The following is a 23,144-nucleotide window of genomic DNA, read 5'->3' as shown; positions in this document are numbered from 1 at the left end:
TTTGCTTCAATTTCGTCGAATCGTTTTCTCCGTCGTCAGCACGCTGGCGCTGGCTGCACCGGTATACGCAGGTAAGCTCGCTATCGTGATTGATGACTTCGGTTATCGTCCACACTATGAAAATCAGGTGCTGGCGATGCCGTCGGCCATCTCCGTCGCCGTCCTTCCGAATGCCCCTCACGCGCGTGAGATGGCGACCAAAGCCCACAGCAGCGGTCATCAGGTTCTCATCCACCTGCCCATGGCACCGCTCAGCAAGCAGCCGCTGGAAAAAGATACCCTCCGCCCGGATATGAGCAGCGAGGAGATCGAGCGCATCATCCGCGACGCCTACAACAAAGTGCCGTATGCCGTTGGTCTGAACAATCACATGGGTAGTGCGATGACCTCCAGCCTGTACGGGATGCTCAAAGTGATGCAGGCGCTGGAGCGTTATAACCTCTACTTCCTCGACAGCATGACCATCGGCAACAGCCAGGCGATGCGCGCCGCTCAGGGAACGGGCGTAAAGGTGATTAAGCGTAAGGTGTTCCTGGATGATACCCAGAACGAAGCTGATATTCGCGTGCAGTTCAATCGCGCGGTACAGCTGGCCCGCCGTAATGGCTCGGCCATTGCCATCGGTCACCCGCACCCGTCTACCGTTCGCGTCCTGCAGCAAATGCTGCCGACCTTACCTGCCGATATCACGCTGGTACGCCCGAGCGATCTGCTGAACGAACCGCAGGTGGATACCTCTACGCCAAATTCTGCGCAGCCCGTCCCGACAGCGCCGCGTAATCCGTTCCGCGGCGTGAAGCGCTGTGTACCGAAGCAACCGCCTGAACCGGTCTATGCGACCCGCTTCTTCTCCGTTATCGGAGACAGCATCAGCAACAGCACGCTGGTGAAATACGTCCAGCAGCAATGGCAGGGATGGGGTAAGAAAGCCTGACGATAAAAAAGCCACCGTCATGGTGGCTTTTTTATCACTTCAGTTCGAAAGAACCGTCGAGGATCTGGCTATACAACGTCGGCTGGCCGTTGTCTGTAGTTTGGTATTGTTCTTTGTGCGAGAGCTTATAAATGCCCACGGGATCATTATTTAGCATCGCCATGGCCGTCAAATCAGGTTTCGCTGAGATGAACTGGCGAATCAGAAAGCGATTATTCCCGGTGACCGGCTGTTGATCCATGATCTGACGAAACTGCGGATAGCGCTCGCGCGCATATAAGAAACTGTAATCAATCAGGAAGTATTCAATCAGGATATCGTGGTGTTGCCAGTAGCGATACAGAATATCCCGAACCGTCTTTACCAGTGAGCATCCCTTTTGGGCTGCAAGAAAATAGGCCGTCCAGTAACCCTGGCTCAATGCGTTTTCAGGTGAATCAAAACGTAGTGATGAGAAGGTGTTCTCAAAAAATGTTTCCGGCACCGGCTTCGTCATGAACACCGTGGCGTCCATCCAGATCCCGCCATATTGATACAGCAGCGAACAACGAACAATATCAGAGTATTGCGCCTTACTAATCAGCCCCGCCTGGTATTTCGTTTTGATGTGTTCAGGGAGAGTAAGGTAGTCAGGGATATTCTCATCCGTCAGGATAATGACCTGCGCATCCGGCGTGTTTGCTTGAACAGATGCAATGCATCGCTTCACCAACTCAGGCGCGCTATCGAGCCCCTGGAACCAGCAGATCCAGATGACGCGTGATTGTTCCGATTCAGTTAGTTGCGCAGCGTCAGGCTGAACATGCAGATCATCAATAACGCTAAAAATTGTCTCTTTTTTCTTCCGCTCAAAATGGCTGGCCGCACGCTGAAAAAGAGAAAAACCCGTTTTTTTGTGCCAGCGTCGGGTTTTCTTGATGAGCTTATTCGTTGCATTGAGATTCATCATTTCACCTTAATAAATTCAGAATAGCTCTTTTAGCGTACGGCGAAGCAGTTTCATTTTTAACTTAGCGTCTTTTTTACGCCCTCGTAATAAACAATTCATACGAGTCGATTTAAACCCACGAAAAGACATGAGCTGGAACAAGTTATTACTGCGAGTAACTTCAGACATGTACTGTCGATATTTAAAATAGAGCTTACGGTACGCATTGTATTTTTTAACTTGCGACGTAATCCGATCGCTCCCGTGTTCAGCATCCACCATCGCCGTACTGAAGCTGTACTTGATACCTGGACCATATTTCAGAATTAATTTAATCCAGACGTCGCGATCTTGCTGTTGTTTAATTTCAGGAGAAAATCCGCCTACACCTAACAGTTTTTCTTTAGTGGTCAAGACCTGATTGCCCACCACGTTTTCGCACAAAATATCCTGTAGCGCAATAATCCTTTTATCATCAGTATCCGGATAAGTGCGGTGGGTCTTATCCAGCCGGGCGGGGGTATCCGTCACAAAGGCATACTTATCATCATACCGCTCAGCGAGTTTCGTCAGACGTTCTGGCAGGAAATAATCGTCATCATCCAGCCCCGTCACAAACACGCCGTGCGATAGCGCATAACCCCGGTTACGGCTGAAGTTAGAACCGCTGTTCTTTTCGTTACGTTCGTAGATGAAATGCACAAAACGCGCTTCACACTCCGCGCGCATACGCTCGATAAGTTGAGCGGTTTGCTCATTAGAACAATCATCAACAATAACCAATTCTACCGCAGGGTATGTCTGAGCAATAACTGAACGAATTGCGCGCTCCAGCAACGCCTCTCTGTTGTAGGTGGTGATGATTACTGAAATCAGTTCGTTCATGGCATGCTCGTCTGGTAAAAGGTATTTCTCCATCGGGAGAATACCTTTTTCCCGATGGAGAATCAAAACGATTACTTAATGACCTTATGGTGTTTGTTCTGTTCAAGGAAAACAATCGACATTATCAACGTCAGCATCCAGGCTATAGGGGTTGTTTTTGAATAGAACATCACGCCACCTACTCCGAACATAACAATCGAGACCAGGAAAGCGAAAAGAATAATACTTTTACGGATACGTAATGCATACCAGCCAAGCGATATAACAAACAGAATATAGAGAATAACGCCTGAAGGACCTTTTACAGAAAGGGTTTCAACAATTTCATTATGAAGATGACCACGAATGTGATCCAGTGCACCTGACAGGCTTGGATCTTTATTAACTTCATCAATTATCTTTGCGTTTCGCTCATCAGTAGACTGCCATAAATAACTATTTTTAGATGCAGCTAATCCCACCTTCCACATAGCAAAACGAGCCCCAACAGAAGTGGCACTGTTCGCTTTATCATAGGAAGCGATGTCATTATTAAAGTCATTATAACGCTGTGTCAGACTGTCTTTCATCATAAATGCGCCTGCCAGCAAAGCGATCAGAAAAACAGACACCCCCTTCCACGGAATATGCTTGTCCCGGTACAGCTTAAATACCATCAAGCCGAAGAAAATAATCGGATAGGTCAAAATAGCTGCCCGCGTTTCTGTCGCCACCAGTACCAGGAAGGTAATAAAGAAGTGCGCGAGTATAAACAGCTCTTTCCATCGACTTGAACTGTGTTGTAGCACCAGAATCGTATAGAACGAGATAAACGCAATGGTATAGGCAGCTCCTGTTGCATCAGCTCCACCAGCAAGGGAGAGCGTTACCCTTTGGTTTTCAAGAAACAGGTGCTGGTACCCGGCGTAGACAACAATCATCACCTGCAATGCGATAGCCAGCAGCATATGAATCTTATTGCTACCTACTTTGAGCTGATTACGGTTCACAAACACGAAGATGGAAAATGCTCCGAACAGGCAGATTTTCCCGACTTCAAGATAAGCGCGATATGAGTTGATCGCCGCACTATCAACCTTATACATTCGATACCAGACCAGATCGCAAATCCCGATGATCAACAGGACCAGACAAAGCCAGAATGCATCATTCTTTCTGAAATTTTTAATATCCAACAAGAAAATAACGAATGCGGTAACACCCGCCAGGCCCAAAATTTTGGCAGATAAATTGGGTGAAACAACTACGCAACCAAAAGCGATAGCACACAGTCCAAAGAGTAATTGCAACAACGCAAACTGGACCTTATCTCGTTCTACATTAATCATCATTATTCCATTTACTAAGAAGGCAAAGCAGGCTAGCACACTGCTAAATGCAAGTTTATCGCACCAGTGTTAACGAATATTACGCCAGTCATAGGACTTCCCGGTCGTGTCCAGCACGGAAACGTTCTTATTGTAACCGGTAAGCCAGGACTGTACCGACTGGACAGGCTCCCCCTGGCGATGGATCCCAAGCCACAGCTCTGCCAGCGTATTAATATCATCAGCTGACCATACGGTATTGTAATCTCCGGTATATTGCTTACCAGAATCCACCTGATGTCCGTACCAGATAAACACCGGGATATGCAGCGCCTCTCGCGGAGGATTAACGTTACCGTGGGAGTAAGCTACAGCACGTTTCGGATCGCGAATGAGGCCATGATCGGAGAAATACATGACGGATGAGCGCGAGTTTTCCAGAAGGCTAAAGACCTTGCCCATCAACGTATCCGTATATCGCACAGAGTTGTCATAACAGTCATCGGCTTCATTATCACCGTGCAAAACCGCCTGGCTGGCAGGGAAGCGTCGACAGGAAGGTTCGTGACTTCCGTACAAATGCAGAACAATTAATTTCTTGCCCGGCGCTTTAAGCGCATTCTGCAACAGCGGCAAAAGGTCTTCGTCGTAGCCCCCGTCAATCCATTCATGCTGTTTCGTGTTCAGAGCAATGCCGGTAATGACGTTATTATGCGCCCCTCCTTTACCCTGACGACTAAACCAGTACGTATCATATCCCGCTTTATTAGCGATATTGATGACGTTATCGCCATACTTACGCGGATCGCGTGCATTCACAGTATCCGCGGTTAACGCCAGCGGTACCGCCATAATCGTGACCGGTGCAGGCGTAACGGCATTGCGGAACAGTAAGAGCTGCGATTTTTGCTTTTCCAGCTCTGGAGTAGTATCTCGTTGATAACCATAGATACTCATATTTGCCGTACGCTCAGACTCACCAATGATCAGCACATAGTTTTCGATGCCGGTATCGGATAACGTGATTTTATAATCAGGAATATTTTTGCCGATATTGGCCACCACGGCATTATCTTCAATGGCCTGCATAAAGACTTTTGATGTGCTAACAGGCGTCGCCTGAACCACGCGCTGTGCCAGGCTTTCGACGCTGCTTTTCCTGAGTTGATGCTGCAAGGCCTGACCATAAAAAGCCAGCAGCGTGACGGCAAGCGCAACGGCGGGCCAGCGACGAAAACGCGGCGCGACAGGCCATTTGCCGGTATTCGCGGTATAAATGAACAACGCGGACAGGGCGATAAAGATCAGGCAATCGCGCCAGTACAAACCGAGCATCGAACTTGCTTCACCCGGTGTCGTATTGAGTACGCTCAGCGCAAAACCATAACTAAACGCAGAATTGAAATTACTCCAGGCGTATAGCTGTAAAGTAATATCTGCTGCAACCGGAATTAATAAAATAATCGCCAGTACATTCCTGATTAATTTATTGTTTATACATTTTAATGTCAGCAATATCAGCGCGAAAACCAACGTGCGGTTAATCACCGCATTATATTTAGCATGTATAATATTAACGCCAATGACTATTAGCAGAGAAATAACGACAGTAAAGAAAGCGGTAAATCGCGAAGGTGTCTCAACCAACTTCTGTGAAAACAGTGTGGACATAATGACCTGATTAGCCTGGCAATATCTTTCCTGACGAAATCATTTTGATTGCAAGAATGAACGTGCGGAGAAGACAGAATGGATGAAATTTCGCCAGAAGTTAACAAGTAACTTCTGGAAAGTCAAACCGCTAAGAAAGAGTGCTGGCACCCGTAAAAGTGATGCCAGCAGACAGGTTACTCCCAGCTCAGGATCACCTTCCCTGACTGGCCGGAACGCATCGCGTCAAAGCCCTGCTGGAACTCATCGATGGAGAAACGGTGAGTAATAATCGGGGACAGATCCAGACCGGACTGAATTAATGCCGCCATCTTGTACCAGGTCTCAAACATCTCGCGGCCATAGATGCCCTTGATGAACAGCCCCTTGAAGATCACTTTGTTCCAGTCGATAGACATATCCGACGGCGGAATGCCCAGCATCGCGATACGACCGCCGTGGTTCATGGTGTCGAGCATGGTGCGGAACGCCGGCGGTGCACCGGACATCTCCAGGCCCACGTCAAAGCCTTCGGTCATGCCCAGCTCTTCCATCACGTCGGTCAGGCTCTCTTTCGAGACATCCACCGCGCGGGTGACCCCCATTTTGCGCGCCAGAGACAGACGGTATTCGTTCACGTCGGTGATCACAACGTTGCGCGCACCCACGTGCTTCGCCACGGCTGCCGCCATAATGCCGATTGGGCCCGCGCCGGAGACCAGCACGTCTTCACCGACCAGGTCGAAGGAGAGCGCGGTGTGTACCGCGTTGCCGAACGGATCGAAGATGGAGGCCAGATCGTCAGAAATATTGTCCGGGATTTTGAAGGCGTTAAAGGCCGGGATCACCAGGTATTCCGCGAAGCAGCCCGGACGGTTCACGCCCACGCCGATGGTATTACGGCACAGGTGCGTACGTCCGCCGCGGCAGTTACGGCAGTGACCACAGGTAATATGGCCTTCACCGGAGACGCGGTCGCCAATTTTAAAACCTTTTACTTCCTGGCCGATGCCCACCACTTCGCCGACATATTCGTGACCGACAACCATCGGTACCGGAATGGTTTTCTGCGACCACTGGTCCCAGTTGTAGATGTGAACGTCAGTACCGCAGATAGCCGTTTTACGAATTTTGATCAGCAGATCGTTATGACCGACTTCCGGTTCCGGCACGTCGGTCATCCAAATCCCTTCTTCCGCTTTCAGTTTGGATAACGCTTTCATCACACGTCCTCAGGCAATGACGCCCAGCTGTTTGCCGATGCGGGTAAAGGCTTCCACCGCACGTTCAATTTGTTCAGGCGTATGCGCCGCAGACATCTGGGTGCGGATACGCGCCTGACCTTTTGGCACCACCGGGAAGAAGAACCCGGTGACGTAAATACCTTCTTTCTGCAGTTCGCGGGCAAATTGCTGCGCGACGACCGCATCACCCAGCATCACCGGAATGATCGCGTGGTCAGCACCGGCCAGGGTGAAACCTGCGGCGCTCATTTTTTCACGGAACAGACGGGCGTTGGACCACAGACGGTCGCGCAGCTCAGCGCCAGACTCCACCATCTCCAGCACTTTGATGGAGGCGGCAACAATCGCCGGCGCCAGGGAGTTGGAGAACAGATACGGGCGAGAGCGCTGGCGCAGCCACTCAACCACCTCTTTACGCGCGGCGGTATAGCCGCCGGACGCGCCGCCGAGCGCTTTGCCCAGCGTACCGGTGATGATGTCCACGCGGCCCATCACGTCGCAGTACTCGTGGGAACCACGGCCGTTTTCGCCAACAAAGCCGACCGCGTGAGAGTCATCGACCATCACCAGCGCGTCGTATTTGTCTGCCAGGTCGCACACGCCCTTCAGGTTAGCGATCACACCGTCCATGGAGAACACGCCGTCGGTGGCGATCAGCACGTGGCGGGCACCCGCTTCACGAGCCTCTTTCAGGCGTGCTTCCAGCTCAACCATGTCGTTGTTGGCGTAGCGGAAACGCTTCGCTTTACACAGGCGTACGCCGTCGATGATGGAGGCGTGGTTCAGGGCGTCGGAGATAATCGCATCTTCTGCGCCGAGCAGGGTCTCAAACAGACCGCCGTTGGCATCGAAGCAGGAGGAGTACAGAATCGCGTCTTCCATTCCGAGGAAGCTCGCCAGCTTTTGCTCAAGCTGCTTGTGGCTGTCCTGGGTACCGCAGATAAAGCGTACGGAGGCCATGCCGAAACCGTGGGTGTCCATGCCGTTTTTTGCAGCGGCAATCAGCTCAGGGTGATTCGCAAGACCTAAATAGTTGTTCGCACAAAAGTTAATCACATGGCTGCCGTCGGCAACGGTGATGTCCGCCTGCTGGGCAGACGTGATAATACGCTCTTCCTTGAACAACCCTTCCGCACGTGCGGTGTCGAGGTCGCTGTTTAACTGTTTGTAAAAATCACCACGCATTGCAATTCTCCAGACTCGGCAAATTTCGGGACATATTACCCAAACCTATAGTTCATGACGAGATGACACGTCATCTCTTATCGTTTTTGCAGCATAAATCACGCGTACCCCTGCGCTGTGAAGGTGAATGGCTGAAGGGCAGCCATACTAATGATATGATAGAGACATTAGCGTCCGGGATTGTCCCCGGGCTCCACACTTCAAAGGTTACAGTTATGATCATCGTTACCGGCGGCGCAGGCTTTATCGGCAGTAATATTGTTAAGGCTCTCAATGACAAAGGCATCACCGACATCCTGGTGGTTGACAACCTGAAAGATGGCACTAAGTTCGTCAACCTGGTGGATCTGAACATCGCTGACTACATGGATAAAGAAGACTTCCTTATCCAGATTATGGCAGGCGAAGAGTTCGGCGAGATCGAAGCCATCTTCCACGAAGGTGCGTGTTCTTCCACCACCGAGTGGGATGGTAAGTACATGATGGACAACAACTATCAGTACTCTAAAGAGATCCTGCACTACTGCCTGGAGCGTGAGATTCCGTTCCTGTACGCCTCCTCCGCGGCAACCTACGGTGGCCGCACCTCGAACTTCATCGAATCCCGCGAATATGAGCAGCCGCTGAACGTCTACGGTTATTCTAAATTCCTGTTCGACGAGTACGTGCGTCAGGTTCTGCCGGAAGCGAACTCGCAGATCGTTGGTTTCCGTTACTTCAACGTCTACGGACCGCGTGAAGGCCACAAAGGCAGCATGGCAAGCGTGGCGTTCCACCTGAACACCCAACTGAATAACGGTGAAAGTCCAAAACTGTTCGAAGGCAGCGACGGCTTTAAGCGCGACTTCGTTTACGTGGGCGACGTGGCGGCCGTAAACCTGTGGTTCTGGGAAAACGGCGTGTCCGGCATCTTCAACCTCGGTACCGGCCGTGCGGAATCCTTCCAGGCAGTGGCTGACGCCACGCTGGCGTATCACAAAAAAGGCAGCATCGAGTACATTCCGTTCCCGGAAAAACTGAAAGGCCGTTATCAGGCGTTCACGCAGGCCGATCTGACCAACCTGCGCGCCGCAGGCTACGACAAGCCATTCAAGACCGTTGCCGAAGGCGTAACGGAATATATGGCCTGGCTGAACCGCGACGCGTAAGTATGAGAATTCTGGTGATCGGCCCGTCATGGGTGGGCGACATGATGATGTCGCAAAGTCTCTATCGCACGCTCAAGGCGCGTTATCCCCAGGCGATAATCGACGTGATGGCACCCGCATGGTGCCGTCCGCTGTTATCGCGTATGCCGGAAGTGAATGAAGCCATCCCGATGCCACTCGGCCACGGGGCGCTGGAAATCGGCGAACGCCGCAAGCTCGGTCATAGCCTGCGCGAGAAGCGCTACGATCGCGCGTATGTCCTGCCAAACTCCTTTAAATCCGCCCTGGTGCCCTTCTTTGCGGGCATCCCACATCGCACCGGCTGGCGCGGTGAAATGCGCTACGGTCTGCTGAACGATGCGCGGGTGCTGGATAAAGAAGCCTGGCCGCTGATGGTGGAGCGCTATGTGGCGCTGGCCTATGACAAAGGCGTGATGCGCAGCGCGAAAGATCTGCCGCAGCCGCTGCTCTGGCCACAGCTTCAGGTTAACGACGGTGAAAAATCCCAGACCTGTAACGCGTTTGGTCTTTCGTCTGAACGCCCGATGATTGGCTTCTGCCCAGGCGCCGAGTTCGGCCCGGCAAAACGCTGGCCGCACTATCACTATGCGGAGCTGGCGAAACAGCTGATTGACGAAGGCTACCAGATTGTCCTGTTCGGTTCGGCAAAAGATCACGAGGCTGGCAACGAAATTCTCGCCACGCTGAGCAACGAGCAGCAGGCCTGGTGCCGCAATCTGGCAGGAGAAACGCAGCTTGAACAGGCTGTTATCCTGATTGCCGCCTGTAAAGCGGTGGTCACTAACGACTCTGGCCTGATGCACGTCGCCGCTGCGCTCAACCGCCCACTGGTGGCGCTGTATGGCCCAAGTAGCCCGGACTTCACGCCCCCGCTTTCTCATAAAGCGCGCGTCATCCGCCTGATCACCGGCTACCACAAAGTGCGCAAAGGCGATGCCGCAGAAGGCTACCATCAGAGCCTGATCGACATTACGCCAGCGCGCGTTCTCGAAGAGCTTAACGAGCTGCTGTTGAGCGAAGAAGGGTAACGAATGCGGGTACTGATCGTTAAAACTTCTTCGATGGGCGATGTTCTGCATACGCTGCCGTCACTGACGGACGCCATGCGGGCCATTCCCGGCATTCGTTTTGACTGGGTGGTGGAGGAGGGCTTCGCGCAGATCCCCACCTGGCATGAAGCGGTTGACCGCGTGATCCCGGTGGCGATTCGCCGCTGGCGCAAAGCGTGGTTCTCCGCGCCGATTAAAGCCGAACGCAAAGCCTTCCGTGAGGCGGTGCAGGCACAGCGTTACGACGCCATCATCGACGCCCAGGGGCTGGTGAAAAGCGCCGCGCTGGTCACGCGTCTGGCACACGGCGTAAAGCACGGGATGGACTGGCACAGCGCCCGCGAACCGCTGGCGAGCCTGTTTTATAACCGTCGTCATCACATCGCAAAGCAACAGCATGCGGTGGAACGTACCCGCGAGCTGTTTGCCAAAAGCCTGGGGTATGCGAAACCGGAAACCCAGGGCGACTATGCAATTTCCCGGCATTTCCTGCACGCCTCATCGCAGAAAAGCGACCCTTATTTGATTTTCCTTCACGCGACAACCCGCGATGACAAGCACTGGCCGGAAGCGTACTGGCGCGAACTGATCGGCCTGCTGGCAAGCGCGGGGCTGCGTATTAAACTCCCGTGGGGCGCACCGCACGAAGAGGCACGGGCCAAACGTCTGGCAGAAGGGTTTGATTACGTGGACGTTCTGCCACGCATGAAACTTGACGGCGTCGCTCAGGCGCTGGCAGGCGCTACGGCTGTGGTCTCCGTGGATACGGGCCTCAGCCACCTGACGGCGGCGCTGGACCGTCCTAACATCACGCTTTACGGCCCAACGGACCCGGGCCTGATCGGCGGCTATGGAAAAAATCAGTATATCTGCCGCCCGGAACACTCATCGCAGTTGAGCGATCTCAGCGCCGCTGCGGTATTTGCGCAATTAGAGCCTTTGCTGGCAGCAGAGAGAGCCTATGTCTGATTTTTTCTCAGCGGAGCGCCCGCCAAAGCGCGTGCTGATTATTAAGCTGCGTCACCACGGTGACGTTCTGCTTACCTCGCCGGTTTTTACCGTGCTGAAAAAGAACTGGCCGAACGTGGAGGTCGACGCGCTGGTCTATGACGACACGCAGGCGATGCTGACCAGCCACCCGCATATCGACCAGGTCCATACTATTGGGCGCAACTGGCGCAAAAAGGGGTGGTTTGAACAATTCCGCCTCTACCGCGCGCTGCTCAATACCCTGAAAGACCGTCAGTACGACGTGCTCATTAACCTGACCGAACACTGGCACGGCGCGCGTCTGGCGCGTCGCCTGAAGCCGCGCGTCTCCGTCGGCTTTAAGCCGGATAAACGCGGGGGCCTGGCACGTCGTCGCTGGGTGAAGTCGTTCACCACGCTCTACCCGGCGATTCAGGACAACAGCCGCCATATGGTGGAAGTCAATCTGGATGCCCTGCGCCGAATCGGTATTCATCCCCAGTCCGACGAAGACAAGCATACGCTTTTTGTGCCTGGTGACGCGGCAGAAGCCTCTGTGGCCGAAAAACTGGCCGGGTTTGGGCTCAAGAGTAAATCCTATATCCTGGTTCACCCGACCTCGCGCTGGATGTTTAAGGCCTGGGATATCAAAAAGCTGGCAGCGACCATTGATAACCTGGCGGCGCGCGGCTTGCCAATTATCCTTTCCGCCGCACCGTCAAAAGAAGAGAAGGCCTACATGGACGAGCTGCGCGCTGCGCTCACCCAGCCGGTCTTTGATTTGAGCGGTCAGTTGAACCTGAAAGAACTGGGCGCGCTCATGAAGCACGCGCGGGTCTATTTCGGTGTGGACTCCATGCCGATGCACCTTGCAAGCGCCGTCGGTACCCCGACCGTCGCCATCTTTGGCCCTACCGGCGCCATCAAGTGGGCACCGTGGGGGGTGAACTATCGCGTAATCGTTGCCGGGTTTACCTGCCAGCCGTGCGGTAAAGCGGGCTGCGGAGACAGCGGTGTCTCAGACTGCATCACAGCCATCACCCCACAGCAGGTGCTGAGCGCCATCGACACGATGCTCCTGGAAAATCCTGCATGAAGCTGGCGATAGTCCGACAAACCTACAACCCCAACGGTGGTGCAGAGCGTTTCGTCTCGCGCGCGCTTAACGTGCTGTCGCAGGACACGTCCCTGGACGTGACGCTGATTGCCCGCCAGTGGGAAGACGCCACCGGCTGGAAAACGCTGACGGTCAATCCGCCGTTCCGTAACCGTATCGCCCGTGAATCCGGCTTTGCCACCGAAGCCGCTTCGCATTTTGCGCAGTTTGATATTGTGCAAAGTCACGAGCGCATACCGGGAGCGACCATTTTCCGGGCCGGGGACGGGGTTCACGCCGCCTGGCTTGAGCAATATGGCCGCATCCTCTCGCCACTGGCGCGCTGGGCGCAATCTCTGAGCCGCTATCACCGCTACATTCTGCAGGCTGAGACGCAGATGTTTACCCATTCGCAGCTGCGCAAGGTGATCTGTAATTCGAAGATGGTGCGCGATGATATTGCCCGTCGCTTCGGGCTGTCGGAAGACAAGCTGACGGTGATCTACAACGGCGTAGACACCGTTCAGTTTAGCCCTGAGGTCCGCGCCCTTTCGCAGCGTGATGCACTGGGCATTCCCCGTAACGCACCGGTACTGGCGTATGTTGGGTCAGGTTTCAGTCGTAAAGGTGTTGCCACCGCGCTACGCGCCATTGTGCCGCATTCTGACGTCTGGCTGCTAATTGCCGGACGCGATAAACATGCGCGGAAGTTTGAAAAACTGGCACAGGCTCTGGGGGTTTCCTCACGCGTGAAGTTCCTGGGACCCGTTGCCAACGTGCGCGAAGTCTATGGGACGGCTGATGCTCTGATCCTGCCGACGCTTTACGATCCCTTCCCGAACGTCTGCGTGGAAGCGCTGGCCTGCGGTCTGCCGCTGCTTACCAGCCACGGCTGCGGTGCGGCGGAGTGGATAAACGAGGGTAAAAACGGCTGGGTGCGTGATGCGCTGGACAGCGAAGGCTACCAGCAGGCCATATCTCAATGGCTGAAAGGCCGTGAACAGGGTGTCGATTACTCCGCTGCTGCGCGTGCAACTGCAGAGCCCTTCACCCTGGACAGAATGGCGAAAGAGCTGCAGGCACTTTATCGCGATCTGCTGCGCTGAGCCGCATCGGAGAAGACCTTCTCCATCGCGTCCAGCATACATTCGCGGGTAAAATGTGTACTCAGATAGTCATACCCCTGTTGCGCGAGCGTCTCGCGAAGGGCTGAGTCGTCATAGAGTTTCATTATGGCATCGTGCAGTGCGTTTTCGTCGCGCTGCGCGATTAAAATGCCCGTCTGCCCGTTAATCACCGCATCTCCCGTTCCACCGGCGTCCGTCGCAATAGTTGCAATACGGGTGGCTAATGATTGCAGTACGCCCTGTGGAACACCTTCCATATCGTGCGAAGGACTCAGGGCAATATCAAAGGCCGGAAACCAGCGTTCCGGATCGGGTTGATGTCCCGCCATGACCACGCGCTGCTGTAATCCCAGCGCGGCGATTTCCTGTTCCAGCGTCGCCTTGTGCGGGCCTTCGCCGACAATCGCCAGCTTGATGTGTGGATTGTCGATTTTCGCCAGGGCGCGCAACAGTACGCTATGGCCTTTGTTCGGACGCAAATGCGACACCACGCCCAGCCAGAAATCGTCTCCGGACAGGCCACAATGCGCGCGGGCTTCGTGCTTATCTCTCGGGTGAAAACGCTGCGTATCGACACCGCTTGGCACCGAGGTACTCTGGGACATCGGCACGCCAATATTTGCCACCTGATGACGCAACGCCTCCCCCGTGGTCACGATATGTGCACAGGCCGTGCGGAACAGCCAGCGTGTCGTCCAGTTGTTGCGCGGTACGCCTGACGCATGACGGGTGCGGACCAGCGGCACAGGGTTGGCGAGCGTCAGATTCGCCAGCGCCACCAGCCATGTATCGGCAGAGTTGTGACTGTTGATAACGTCAATCGACTGACGGTTATCCTTCAGCCAGCGACGCAGCAACCGCAGATTTTTAAGGTTCTTGCGCTTCAACGGCATCGTGACAACCGTCAATCCGGCATTGCGCGCCAGCGCATGCAGCGGCGCGGTTTCCGGACAAAGGAGAGTAACCTGATGGCCACGCTGAATCATCCCAAGCGATTCGTTGATAATGCGCAGAGGCTGTCCGCCTTTGCCACCGTCTGCTTCAGTGTGAACAATATGCATACATTTCCTGTTAAGAATCTCGTCCGCGTGACGCTAATTTGCCGCCTGGCAGGATCTTTGTCCCTCCAGGCATATGTTTTTAGTATCCACCAGATATAATACAGCACGAATGGTATCACCATATTGGGTGGCCTGCCCTGAACACAACGGAGAAAGCATGTCCGACACACCTTTATTGAGCCTTGTAGTCGCCGTCTATAACGGTGAAAAATTCCTCAGCGCATTTTTCGACAGTATCAAAGCTCAACATCTGGACAGTCTGGAACTGGTCGTTGTGAACGACGGGTCAAGCGACAACTCCTCGGCCATCATTGCGCAGTACGCCGGAGAATTCCCGTTCTACAAGGTCATTGACCAGGCGAACCAGGGCGTCTCGGCGGCCCGTAATACGGGTCTGGCGCAAGCGACAGGCGAGTACGTCGCGTTCCCGGATATCGACGATGTCATTTATCCGGGCATGTATCCGCGACTGCTTGAAATGGCCAAAAATAACAATCTCGATGTGGCTACCTGCAACGGCACGTATATCTACGATGACGGCAGGCCGTCGAAGAAAATCTTCCCGTCCGACAAACTGCAATCTACAGACGTGCTGGATGGCCCAACGTGGCTACAGCGCGCGCTGGCGTCGCGTAAATTCCTGCACGTTACCTGGCTGAATATTTATCGCCACGCATTTATTAAAGAGCAGGGTTTCACCTTTGAGCATGGTCTGCGTCATCAGGATATCCCGTGGACCACTGAAGTGCTGCTTACTGCAAAACGCGTGCAGTACACTGACGAAACGTTCTACGACTACCTGATTCATTCCGCCTCCGTCTCGCACACGCCAGGAACGGATGACACGCGTATGCGTAACGCCCGTCACTACATGAAAATCCTGGAAATGCTGGATGTTATCAACCAGCGCTACCCGGAGGCCGTGCGCCGGGTGCCGGCCTGCAGGTGGCAAATTGCAAAAGAGGGGCTGGGCATTCTGCACGCTATTAACAACATCGGCGATCTCAGCAAAAAACGCGAAATCATCCGTGAACTGTTCGACCGCGGTATCTGGGCACTCATCTGGAAAAATGCCCGTGGACTGCGCCAGCACTGGCGGCTGGGTCGCCGTTATTTCCGTTTGAAACGGTATCTGGCATAAGAGATAGCTTTACCTGGCTTAAATGCTTAGAATTTGCCCGCCGAAACTAAAAAAACGGATAATCGCTTGGAATTGTTGTATACCGCTCTGCTCTACATCATTCAGCCACTGGTGTGGCTGAGGCTGTTGCTTCGTAGCCGTAAAGCGCCTGCGTATCGTAAACGCTGGGCTGAACGCTATGGCTTCTGCCGCAATAAAGTCGCTCCGGACGGTATTTTGCTGCATTCCGTTTCTGTCGGTGAAACGCTGGCGGCAATCCCGCTGGTTCGCGCCCTGCGTCACCGCTACCCGTCGCTGCCAATTACCGTCACGACGATGACGCCAACCGGCTCGGAGCGCGCGTTATCCGCTTTTGGCAAAGACGTCCATCACGTCTATCTCCCTTACGATCTGCCCTGCGCCATGAATCGTTTCCTCAACACCGTGCGCCCGAAGCTGGTGATTGTGATGGAAACCGAACTGTGGCCGAACATGATTTCCGCCCTGCATGCCCGTAAAATTCCGCTGGTGATTGCCAACGCGCGCCTGTCAGAGCGCTCGGCGAAAGGCTACGGCAAGCTGGGTAAATTTATGCGCCGCCTGCTGAGCAAGATCACGCTGATCGCCGCGCAGAATGAAGAAGATGCGGCACGCTTTGTCTCTCTGGGCCTCAAACGCAACCAGCTCGCGGTGACGGGCAGCCTGAAGTTCGATATTTCTGTTACCCCTGAGCTCGCTGCCCGTGCGATCACGCTGCGTCGCCAGTGGGCCCCGCGTCGTCAGGTCTGGATTGCGACCAGTACCCATGACGGTGAAGAAGAGATCATCCTGCAGGCGCACCGCAAGCTGCTGGAAAGCTTCCCTGATTTACTGCTGATCCTCGTGCCCCGCCATCCGGAGCGTTTCAAAGATGCCCGTGAAATGGTGCAGAAAGGCGGTTTCAGCTTCACGTTGCGCAGCAGCGGTGAGATCCCTTCCGGCAGCACCCAGGTGGTGATTGGCGATACGATGGGCGAACTGATGCTGCTGTACGGCATTGCTGACCTCGCGTTTGTCGGTGGCAGCCTGGTCGAGCGTGGCGGACATAACCCGCTGGAGCCAGCAGCCCACGCCATTCCGGTGCTGATGGGGCCGCACACGTTTAACTTCAAAGATATCTGCGCGAAATTACAGCAGGCCGATGGTTTGATTACCGTGACCGATGCAGATTCAGTAGTCAAAGAGGTATCGACCCTTCTGACTGACGAAGATTATCGCCTGTGGTACGGGCGCCATGCGGTCGAAGTGCTGCACCAGAACCAGGGCGCCCTGACCCGTCTGCTGCAGCTTCTGCAACCTTACCTGCCCCAGCGGAGCCACTAATGTCAACGCGTCTGTCGGTCGTGATGATCGCCAAAAACGCCGCCGACCTGCTTCCGGACTGCCTGGCCTCCGTTGCCTGGGCTGACGAGATAGTCATTCTTGACTCCGGAAGTACGGACAACACGGTGGACGTTGCCCGGGCAGCGGGGGTAAAAGTGTTTATCGACACTGACTGGCAAGGCTATGGCATCCAGCGCCAGCGCGCGCAGGGGTATGCCACCGGTGAGTATGTTCTGATGCTCGATACTGACGAGCGTATTACGCCAGAACTTCAGCAGGCCATTCAGGCAGTGCTTTCTTCGCCTGAGCCTGGCGCCGTATACAGCATTGCCCGCCGCAACTACTTCCTTGGCCGATTTATGCGCCACAGCGGCTGGTATCCAGACCGCGTGACGCGCCTCTACGAGCGCGAGCGCTATCAGTACAACGACAATCTCGTCCATGAATCACTGGCCTGCGACAACGCCCGGATCATCCCCCTGACGGGCGATTTGCTGCACCTGACCTGCCGCGATTTCGCCAGCTTCCAGCGTAAACAGCTCAACTATGCTACCGCATGGGCGCAGGAGCGTCACCAGCGAGGCAAGAAGGCCTCGCTGACGGGTATCTTTACCCACACGCTGGGCGCGTTCCTGAAAACACTGCTGCTGCGCGGCGGCGTACTGGACGGTAAGCAGGGCTGGTTACTCGCGGTAGTGAATGCCCAGTATACTTTCAACAAATACACCGAGCTGTGGGCGCTCTGCCGCGGCTACTCAGAGAAAACGTGAGCCATGAGCACAAAAGCGATTTATCCGGGTACCTTCGATCCGATCACCAACGGTCATCTTGATATCATCACCCGTGCGGCATGCATGTTCGACAAGGTGATCCTGGCCATAGCCGCCAGCCCCAGCAAAAAGCCGATGTTTGACCTCAACGAGCGCGTACAGCTCGCCACCGATGCCATTTCGCACCTGCCGAATGTTGAGGTGGTCGGGTTTAGCGACCTGATGGCTAACTTCGCCCGCGCTCAGCAGGCAAACATTCTGATCCGTGGCTTACGCGCGGTGGCAGACTTCGAGTATGAAATGCAGCTGGCGCACATGAACCGCCACCTGATGCCGGAGCTGGAGAGCGTGTTCCTGATGCCCTCCAAAGAGTGGTCGTTTATCTCTTCCACGCTGGTGAAAGAGGTGGCGCGTCATCACGGGGACGTTACCCATTTCCTGCCGGTTAACGTCCACCAGGCGTTGATGGAAAAGCTAAAGTAGCCCTATTTCTGGCACTGACGGCAGTAGAACGTGGCGCGCTGGGCGTGCTTCGTGGCAATAACTGGCGTGCCGCAGACTCTGCACGGTTCGCCCTTACGGCCATACACCTGAAGCTCCTGGGCAAAATAGCCCGGCTTGCCGTCACTTTGCAGGAAGTCCTTCAACGTTGTCCCGCCCTGCTCAATCGAGCGAAGTAATACTGCTTTAATCACCCGGACCAGCAACTCACACTCCTGCGCCGACAGCGAAGAGGCCAGCCGATCGGGATGGATCCCGGCGGCAAACAGCGATTCGCTGGCATAAATATTCCCCACGCCGACCACCAGCTTGTTATCCATCAGCCACGGCTTAATCGGGCTTTTCTTCTTCGCGCACTTCGCCTTGAGATATTCCGCGTTAAACGCGTCTGAAAGCGGCTCCGGGCCCAGATGCGCCAGCACGTTATGTCCTTCCAGCTCCTTCGTCCACAGCCACGCGCCAAAGCGCCGTGGGTCAGTGTAACGGAGCACTTTGCCGTTGCTCATCACCAGATCGACGTGGTCGTGCTTTTCAGCAGGCAGTTCTTCGGTAAGAATGCGCAGGCTCCCGGACATCCCCAGGTGGATAATGATCCAGCCGTCGGGCAGTTCCAGCAGCAGGTATTTCGCGCGGCGCTGCACGCTAAGGACGGGTTGATCGCTCAGGGCATGGATCTCATCGGACACCGGCCAGCGCAGACGTCCGTTACGGACAACCGCGTGAAGAATCGTCGCGCCGACCAGATGGGGCTCAATGCCGCGACGGCTGGTTTCTACCTCAGGTAATTCAGGCATGGTTCCTCCGTTGAGATACAGAATGCAAAAAACCCCGCAGTTGCGGGGTTTTTCGATACAAGGAGACTAAAATTATTTGATTTTAGCTTCTTTGTACAGTACGTGCTGGCGTACAACTGGATCGAACTTTTTCAGTTCCAGTTTTTCCGGCTTAGTACGTTTGTTCTTCGTGGTGGTGTAGAAGTGACCTGTACCAGCAGAAGAAACCAGCTTGATTTTCTCGCGAATACCTTTAGCCATGATTTATTTCCTCTTTAAGTACTTAGTACTTTTCGCCACGGGCACGCAGTTCGGACAGAACTGTATCGATGCCTTTCTTATCGATTACACGCATACCTTTAGCAGATACGCGCAGGGTGACAAAACGCTTCTCGCTCTCAACCCAGAAACGGTGAGAGTGCAGGTTCGGCAGGAAACGGCGTTTAGTCGCGTTCAGTGCGTGGGAACGGTTGTTACCGGTCACCGGACGCTTGCCAGTAACTTGGCAGACTCGGGACATGTCTATTCTCCAAAAATCAAATTAGCTCGAGCTTCGTATGGGGTATCGGCGCCTCGTCAGGCTTTACAGCCCGGTCATCGCATAGTTCTAAGTGAACTCTCGATTGCCAGGCCCAAATGCCAAACCCGAGATTCTCAAAGGTGGCGTAGTATACGCTGACTCGGCGGTGTGCTCAAGTCCCGAACAGACAAAGATCCCGATGGATCGCGAGAAATAGCCTAAATCCAGCCATGTTCTGCGAAAGAAATGTACTCACCGCGGCCAATTATCAGATGGTCCAGCACACGAATGTCCATGAATTGACAGCATTTGATAATGCGTTCGGTGATTTCTTTGTCCGCTCTGCTCGGTTCTGCACAGCCAGAGGGGTGATTATGCGCGAGGATCACGCCCGCTGCATTCACTTTTATCGCTTCCCGCACAATTTCACGCGGATGCACCTCAACGTGGCTCAATGTGCCCGCAAAGAGACAGCTATGTTTCAGCACCCGATTTCTGTTATCAACAAAGATCACCATAAAGATCTCGCGTTCAATATCGGTTAACTGGCTTTGCAGGAATTCGCGCGTCATCGCGGGCGTCAGGATCGGATCGTCCTTCTCCATGCGGACATTGTAAAAACGGCGGGCAAGTTCGGCAATGGCCCGCAACTGGGCATATTTCGCCACTCCGATCCCCTCAACATGCGTAAACTGCGCCAGATCGGCGGTCAGTAAACCGTACAGCGAACCGAAACGTGCTATCAGCTCTTTTGCCAGCGTAAATACCGTTTTTCCGGGCGTTCCGGTACGTAAAAAGAGCGCCAGCAGTTCATCATCTTTTAACAGGGTGACGTCATAGCGCAGCAGTTTTTCGCGCGGCAGCAGCTGCTCATCCTCTTCTTCCATGCTCTTTCTCCTTTTTTTAACCGCATGCTGCCACACGCCAATCCGGCGCTCGACGGCCACGTTGCGTTCTTGCGTAGCGCCTCGCAAAGTGGTCGAAGGACAAAATCACCCCGCTTTGGGGATTGTGATAAAATGCCTGCTCTCTGGTGAAACCCAACAGGAAAGAATCATGATGAGCCTGGCCGGTAAAAAAATCGTTCTTGGCGTGAGCGGCGGCATTGCTGCCTACAAAGCGCCAGAGCTGGTGCGTCGTCTGCGCGAGCGCGGGGCAGATGTGCGGGTCGCGATAACCGAAGGCGGTAAAGCCTTTATCACTCCTCTGAGCCTGCAGGCCGTTTCAGGATACCCGGTATCTGACAGCCTGCTCGATCCGGCCGCCGAAGCCGCGATGGGCCATATTGAGCTGGGTAAATGGGCTGACCTGGTTATCCTTGCCCCCGCCACGGCTGATTTAATCGCCCGGGTGGCGGCCGGTATGGCAAACGATCTGGTCTCTACCATTTGTCTGGCCACGCCTGCCCCTGTTGCCGTCGTTCCTGCCATGAACCAGCAGATGTACCGTAACGCGGCCACCCAGCACAATCTGGAGGCGCTGGCCTCACGCGGCCTGCTTATCTGGGGTCCGGACAGCGGCAGCCAGGCCTGCGGCGATGTTGGCCCGGGTCGCATGCTTGACCCGCTGACGATTGTTGATATGGCCGCAGCCCATTTTTCGCCTGTCAACGATCTGCAACATCTCAACATCATGATTACCGCGGGCCCCACGCGCGAGCCGCTGGATCCGGTGCGCTACATCACCAACCACAGCTCCGGTAAAATGGGCTTTGCGATTGCCGCCGCCGCTGCGAAGCGTGGCGCGAACGTCACGCTGGTGAGCGGCCCGGTCTCGCTGCCTACCCCTGCGTTTGTGAAGCGAATTGACGTTACTACCGCGCTGGAGATGGAAGCCGCCGTACAGGCTCATGCGCAAAGCCAGCAGATTTTTATCGGCTGTGCTGCCGTCGCAGACTATCGTGCCGAGACGATCGCCGAGGCTAAAATTAAAAAGCAAGGCGATGAATTAACACTAAAAATGGTAAAAAACCCGGACATTGTTGCCGGTGTCGCCGCACTAAAAAGCCACCGTCCATACGTTGTTGGGTTTGCCGCAGAAACGAATAATGTGGAAGAATATGCCCGGCAAAAACGTACCCGCAAAAACCTCGATTTGATTTGCGCGAACGACGTATCGCTGGCCACACAAGGATTTAACAGCGACAGCAACGCACTGCACCTTTTCTGGCAGGATGGAGATAAAGTCTTACCGCTTGAGCGCAAGGAACTCCTGGGCCAACAATTACTCGACGAGATCGTTACCCGTTATGATGAAAAAAATCGACGTTAAGATTCTGGACCCGCGTGTTGGCGAGCAATTCCCGCTGCCAACCTATGCCACCTCCGGCTCTGCCGGTCTTGACCTGCGCGCCTGTCTCGATGACGCCGTAGAACTGGCTCCGGGTGCCACTACCCTGGTTCCAACTGGCCTGGCCATTCACATTGCTGACCCGTCGCTGGCGGCGGTGATCCTGCCGCGTTCTGGCCTGGGCCATAAGCACGGCGTTGTGCTGGGGAACCTGGTCGGCCTGATCGACTCCGACTACCAGGGTCAGCTGATGGTCTCCGTCTGGAACCGTGGTCAGGACTGCTTCACCATTGAACCGGGTGAGCGTATCGCACAGATGGTCTTTGTACCGGTGGTACAGGCAGAATTTAACCTGGTGGCAGACTTTGACGCCACCGACCGCGGCGAAGGCGGCTTCGGCCATTCCGGGCGCAAATAACGGCCCGACAGACACGTATCTCACAGCGTCATAATGCAATAACAAACCGCAAACGCCCGTTTGCGGTCGCTGTGTGGATGCCAGCCTGGCAAGTGCTTATTTTCAGGGGTATTTTGTAACATGGCAGAAAAACAAACCGCGAAAAGGAATCGTCGCGAAGAAATACTTCAATCTCTGGCTCTGATGCTTGAATCCAGCGATGGCAGTCAACGCATCACCACCGCTAAACTGGCCGCCTCTGTGGGCGTGTCTGAGGCGGCGCTGTACCGTCATTTTCCGAGCAAGACCCGGATGTTCGACAGCCTGATCGAGTTTATTGAAGACAGCCTGATCACACGCATCAACCTGATTCTGAAAGACGAAAAAGACACCACCGCGCGTCTGCGTCTGATTGTGCTGTTAATCCTGGGCTTCGGTGAACGCAATCCGGGCTTAACTCGTATCCTCACCGGCCACGCGCTGATGTTTGAGCAGGACAGACTGCAGGGCCGCATTAACCAGCTTTTCGAACGCATTGAAGCTCAGCTGCGCCAGGTATTGCGCGAAAAGAAAATGCGTGAAGGCGAAGGTTACAGCATTGATGAAACGCTGCTGGCGAGCCAGATTCTGGCGTTTTGTGAAGGGATGCTCTCTCGCTTTGTGCGCAGCGAGTTCAAATACCGTCCAACGGACGATTTTGACGCCCGCTGGCCGTTAGTGGCTGCTCAGTTGCAGTAACACCGTTGCCGGGTGGCGGCTTCGCCTTATCGGGCCGACGAAATGCGCAGGCCCGTTAAGCGTAGCGCCA

24 protein-coding genes are annotated in these 23,144 nt (G+C 54.5%); 13 read left to right on the top strand and 11 right to left on the bottom strand.

Translation table 11 applies throughout. From position 1 onward, the window contains the following. Position 1: 1 nt before the first annotated feature. A complete protein-coding gene (locus DOU50_RS22490; RefSeq protein WP_148770334.1) occupies positions 2-934 on the top strand; it encodes a divergent polysaccharide deacetylase family protein in 933 nt (310 codons plus the stop codon). 34 nt (positions 935-968) lie between these two features. Here DOU50_RS22490 and DOU50_RS22485 read toward each other — a convergent pair whose 3' ends face one another. From DOU50_RS22485 to kbl, 6 genes are all read right to left on the bottom strand, one after another. Further along, the gene (locus DOU50_RS22485; RefSeq protein ID WP_228117546.1) at positions 969-1,883 is read right to left on the bottom strand and encodes a capsular polysaccharide synthesis protein; all 915 of its coding nucleotides are present in this window, start codon (positions 1,881-1,883) and stop codon (positions 969-971) included. A gap of 15 nt (positions 1,884-1,898) precedes the next feature. After that, positions 1,899-2,747, bottom strand: a complete 849-nt coding sequence (locus tag DOU50_RS22480) for a glycosyltransferase (RefSeq protein ID WP_024906613.1) — start codon at positions 2,745-2,747, stop codon at positions 1,899-1,901. Positions 2,748-2,818: 71 nt separating this feature from the next. Beyond that, a complete protein-coding gene (locus tag DOU50_RS22475; protein WP_322742068.1) occupies positions 2,819-4,078 on the bottom strand; it encodes an O-antigen ligase family protein in 1,260 nt (419 codons plus the stop codon). A 66-nt stretch (positions 4,079-4,144) separates the two neighbouring features. Continuing rightward, the gene (locus DOU50_RS22470; protein ID WP_024906615.1) at positions 4,145-5,725 is read right to left on the bottom strand and encodes a phosphoethanolamine transferase; all 1,581 of its coding nucleotides are present in this window, start codon (positions 5,723-5,725) and stop codon (positions 4,145-4,147) included. Positions 5,726-5,901: 176 nt separating this feature from the next. Next, entirely contained in the window at positions 5,902-6,927 is a 1,026-nt protein-coding gene (gene tdh / locus DOU50_RS22465) for an L-threonine 3-dehydrogenase (protein ID WP_024906616.1), read from the bottom strand. 9 nt (positions 6,928-6,936) lie between these two features. Next, the gene (gene kbl, locus DOU50_RS22460; RefSeq protein ID WP_024906617.1) at positions 6,937-8,133 is read right to left on the bottom strand and encodes a glycine C-acetyltransferase; all 1,197 of its coding nucleotides are present in this window, start codon (positions 8,131-8,133) and stop codon (positions 6,937-6,939) included. A 215-nt stretch (positions 8,134-8,348) separates the two neighbouring features. Between kbl and rfaD the strand changes: the two genes are divergently transcribed. From rfaD to DOU50_RS22435, 5 genes are read left to right on the top strand one after another with little or no spacing between them, the layout of a single operon-like run. Next, entirely contained in the window at positions 8,349-9,281 is a 933-nt protein-coding gene (gene rfaD / locus DOU50_RS22455) for an ADP-glyceromanno-heptose 6-epimerase (RefSeq protein ID WP_148770331.1), read from the top strand. Positions 9,282-9,283: 2 nt separating this feature from the next. Then, positions 9,284-10,330: an ADP-heptose--LPS heptosyltransferase RfaF gene (rfaF, locus tag DOU50_RS22450; RefSeq protein ID WP_032650733.1), complete on the top strand. Its 1,047-nt coding sequence runs from the start codon at positions 9,284-9,286 to the stop codon at positions 10,328-10,330. 3 nt (positions 10,331-10,333) lie between these two features. Continuing rightward, positions 10,334-11,320 carry a lipopolysaccharide heptosyltransferase RfaC gene (rfaC, locus tag DOU50_RS22445; RefSeq protein ID WP_024906620.1) on the top strand — a complete coding sequence of 329 codons (987 nt, stop codon included), beginning with the start codon at positions 10,334-10,336 and terminating at the stop codon, positions 11,318-11,320. Beyond that, positions 11,313-12,416, top strand: a complete 1,104-nt coding sequence (gene rfaQ, locus DOU50_RS22440; RefSeq protein WP_148770330.1) for a putative lipopolysaccharide heptosyltransferase III — start codon at positions 11,313-11,315, stop codon at positions 12,414-12,416. The genes rfaC and rfaQ overlap by 8 nt, the downstream gene beginning before the upstream one ends. Further along, complete coding sequence (locus DOU50_RS22435; RefSeq protein WP_148770328.1) at positions 12,413-13,522, top strand: glycosyltransferase family 4 protein; 1,110 nt, start codon at positions 12,413-12,415, stop codon at positions 13,520-13,522. The genes rfaQ and DOU50_RS22435 overlap by 4 nt, the downstream gene beginning before the upstream one ends. Here DOU50_RS22435 and DOU50_RS22430 read toward each other — a convergent pair. Further along, positions 13,501-14,604: a glycosyltransferase family 4 protein gene (locus tag DOU50_RS22430; RefSeq protein WP_148770327.1), complete on the bottom strand. Its 1,104-nt coding sequence runs from the start codon at positions 14,602-14,604 to the stop codon at positions 13,501-13,503. The genes DOU50_RS22435 and DOU50_RS22430 overlap by 22 nt on opposite strands. Before the next feature lie 157 nt (positions 14,605-14,761). On the opposite strand from DOU50_RS22430, the gene DOU50_RS22425 reads away from it, so the two are divergent. The 4 genes from DOU50_RS22425 to coaD all read left to right on the top strand — a co-directional run bounded on the left by DOU50_RS22425 (position 14,762) and on the right by coaD (position 18,339). Then, positions 14,762-15,745: a glycosyltransferase gene (locus DOU50_RS22425; protein WP_024906624.1), complete on the top strand. Its 984-nt coding sequence runs from the start codon at positions 14,762-14,764 to the stop codon at positions 15,743-15,745. A 66-nt stretch (positions 15,746-15,811) separates the two neighbouring features. Further along, on the top strand, positions 15,812-17,086 hold the full coding sequence (waaA, locus tag DOU50_RS22420) for a lipid IV(A) 3-deoxy-D-manno-octulosonic acid transferase (protein ID WP_024906625.1): 1,275 nt from the start codon (positions 15,812-15,814) through the stop codon (positions 17,084-17,086). Beyond that, positions 17,086-17,856 carry a glycosyltransferase family 2 protein gene (locus tag DOU50_RS22415; RefSeq protein ID WP_032650712.1) on the top strand — a complete coding sequence of 257 codons (771 nt, stop codon included), beginning with the start codon at positions 17,086-17,088 and terminating at the stop codon, positions 17,854-17,856. Before waaA ends, DOU50_RS22415 begins: the two co-directional genes overlap by 1 nt. Before the next feature lie 3 nt (positions 17,857-17,859). Next, a complete protein-coding gene (gene coaD, locus DOU50_RS22410) occupies positions 17,860-18,339 on the top strand; it encodes a pantetheine-phosphate adenylyltransferase (RefSeq protein ID WP_024906627.1) in 480 nt (159 codons plus the stop codon). Positions 18,340-18,341: 2 nt separating this feature from the next. On the opposite strand, the gene mutM is transcribed toward coaD, so the two are convergent. The 4 genes from mutM to radC all read right to left on the bottom strand — a co-directional run bounded on the left by mutM (position 18,342) and on the right by radC (position 20,537). Continuing rightward, positions 18,342-19,151 (bottom strand): bifunctional DNA-formamidopyrimidine glycosylase/DNA-(apurinic or apyrimidinic site) lyase, encoded by an 810-nt coding sequence (gene mutM / locus DOU50_RS22405; protein ID WP_032643723.1) that lies wholly within the window; start codon positions 19,149-19,151, stop codon positions 18,342-18,344. 72 nt (positions 19,152-19,223) lie between these two features. Beyond that, positions 19,224-19,391 carry a 50S ribosomal protein L33 gene (rpmG, locus tag DOU50_RS22400; protein WP_003024094.1) on the bottom strand — a complete coding sequence of 56 codons (168 nt, stop codon included), beginning with the start codon at positions 19,389-19,391 and terminating at the stop codon, positions 19,224-19,226. A 22-nt stretch (positions 19,392-19,413) separates the two neighbouring features. Further along, positions 19,414-19,650 carry a 50S ribosomal protein L28 gene (gene rpmB / locus DOU50_RS22395; protein WP_002436699.1) on the bottom strand — a complete coding sequence of 79 codons (237 nt, stop codon included), beginning with the start codon at positions 19,648-19,650 and terminating at the stop codon, positions 19,414-19,416. Between the two features lie 218 nt (positions 19,651-19,868). Next, positions 19,869-20,537 (bottom strand): RadC family protein, encoded by a 669-nt coding sequence (gene radC, locus DOU50_RS22390; protein ID WP_024906628.1) that lies wholly within the window; start codon positions 20,535-20,537, stop codon positions 19,869-19,871. Positions 20,538-20,709: 172 nt separating this feature from the next. Between radC and coaBC the strand changes: the two genes are divergently transcribed. From coaBC to slmA, 3 genes are all read left to right on the top strand, one after another. Beyond that, positions 20,710-21,921 carry a bifunctional phosphopantothenoylcysteine decarboxylase/phosphopantothenate--cysteine ligase CoaBC gene (gene coaBC, locus DOU50_RS22385; RefSeq protein ID WP_148770384.1) on the top strand — a complete coding sequence of 404 codons (1,212 nt, stop codon included), beginning with the start codon at positions 20,710-20,712 and terminating at the stop codon, positions 21,919-21,921. Further along, positions 21,899-22,357, top strand: coding sequence for a dUTP diphosphatase (dut, locus tag DOU50_RS22380; protein WP_194266164.1), 459 nt, complete (start codon positions 21,899-21,901; stop codon positions 22,355-22,357). Before coaBC ends, dut begins: the two co-directional genes overlap by 23 nt. Positions 22,358-22,477: 120 nt before the next feature. Next, the gene (gene slmA, locus DOU50_RS22375; RefSeq protein WP_008502690.1) at positions 22,478-23,074 is read left to right on the top strand and encodes a nucleoid occlusion factor SlmA; all 597 of its coding nucleotides are present in this window, start codon (positions 22,478-22,480) and stop codon (positions 23,072-23,074) included. Positions 23,075-23,144 lie beyond the last annotated feature (70 nt).

It is taken from the genome of Enterobacter sp. C6 (assembly GCF_008122455.1).
Taxonomy (GTDB): domain Bacteria; phylum Pseudomonadota; class Gammaproteobacteria; order Enterobacterales; family Enterobacteriaceae; genus Enterobacter; species Enterobacter pseudoroggenkampii.
The sequence above is the reverse complement of the archived record's forward strand: the minus strand, read 5'-3'. Positions and strand labels throughout refer to the sequence as shown.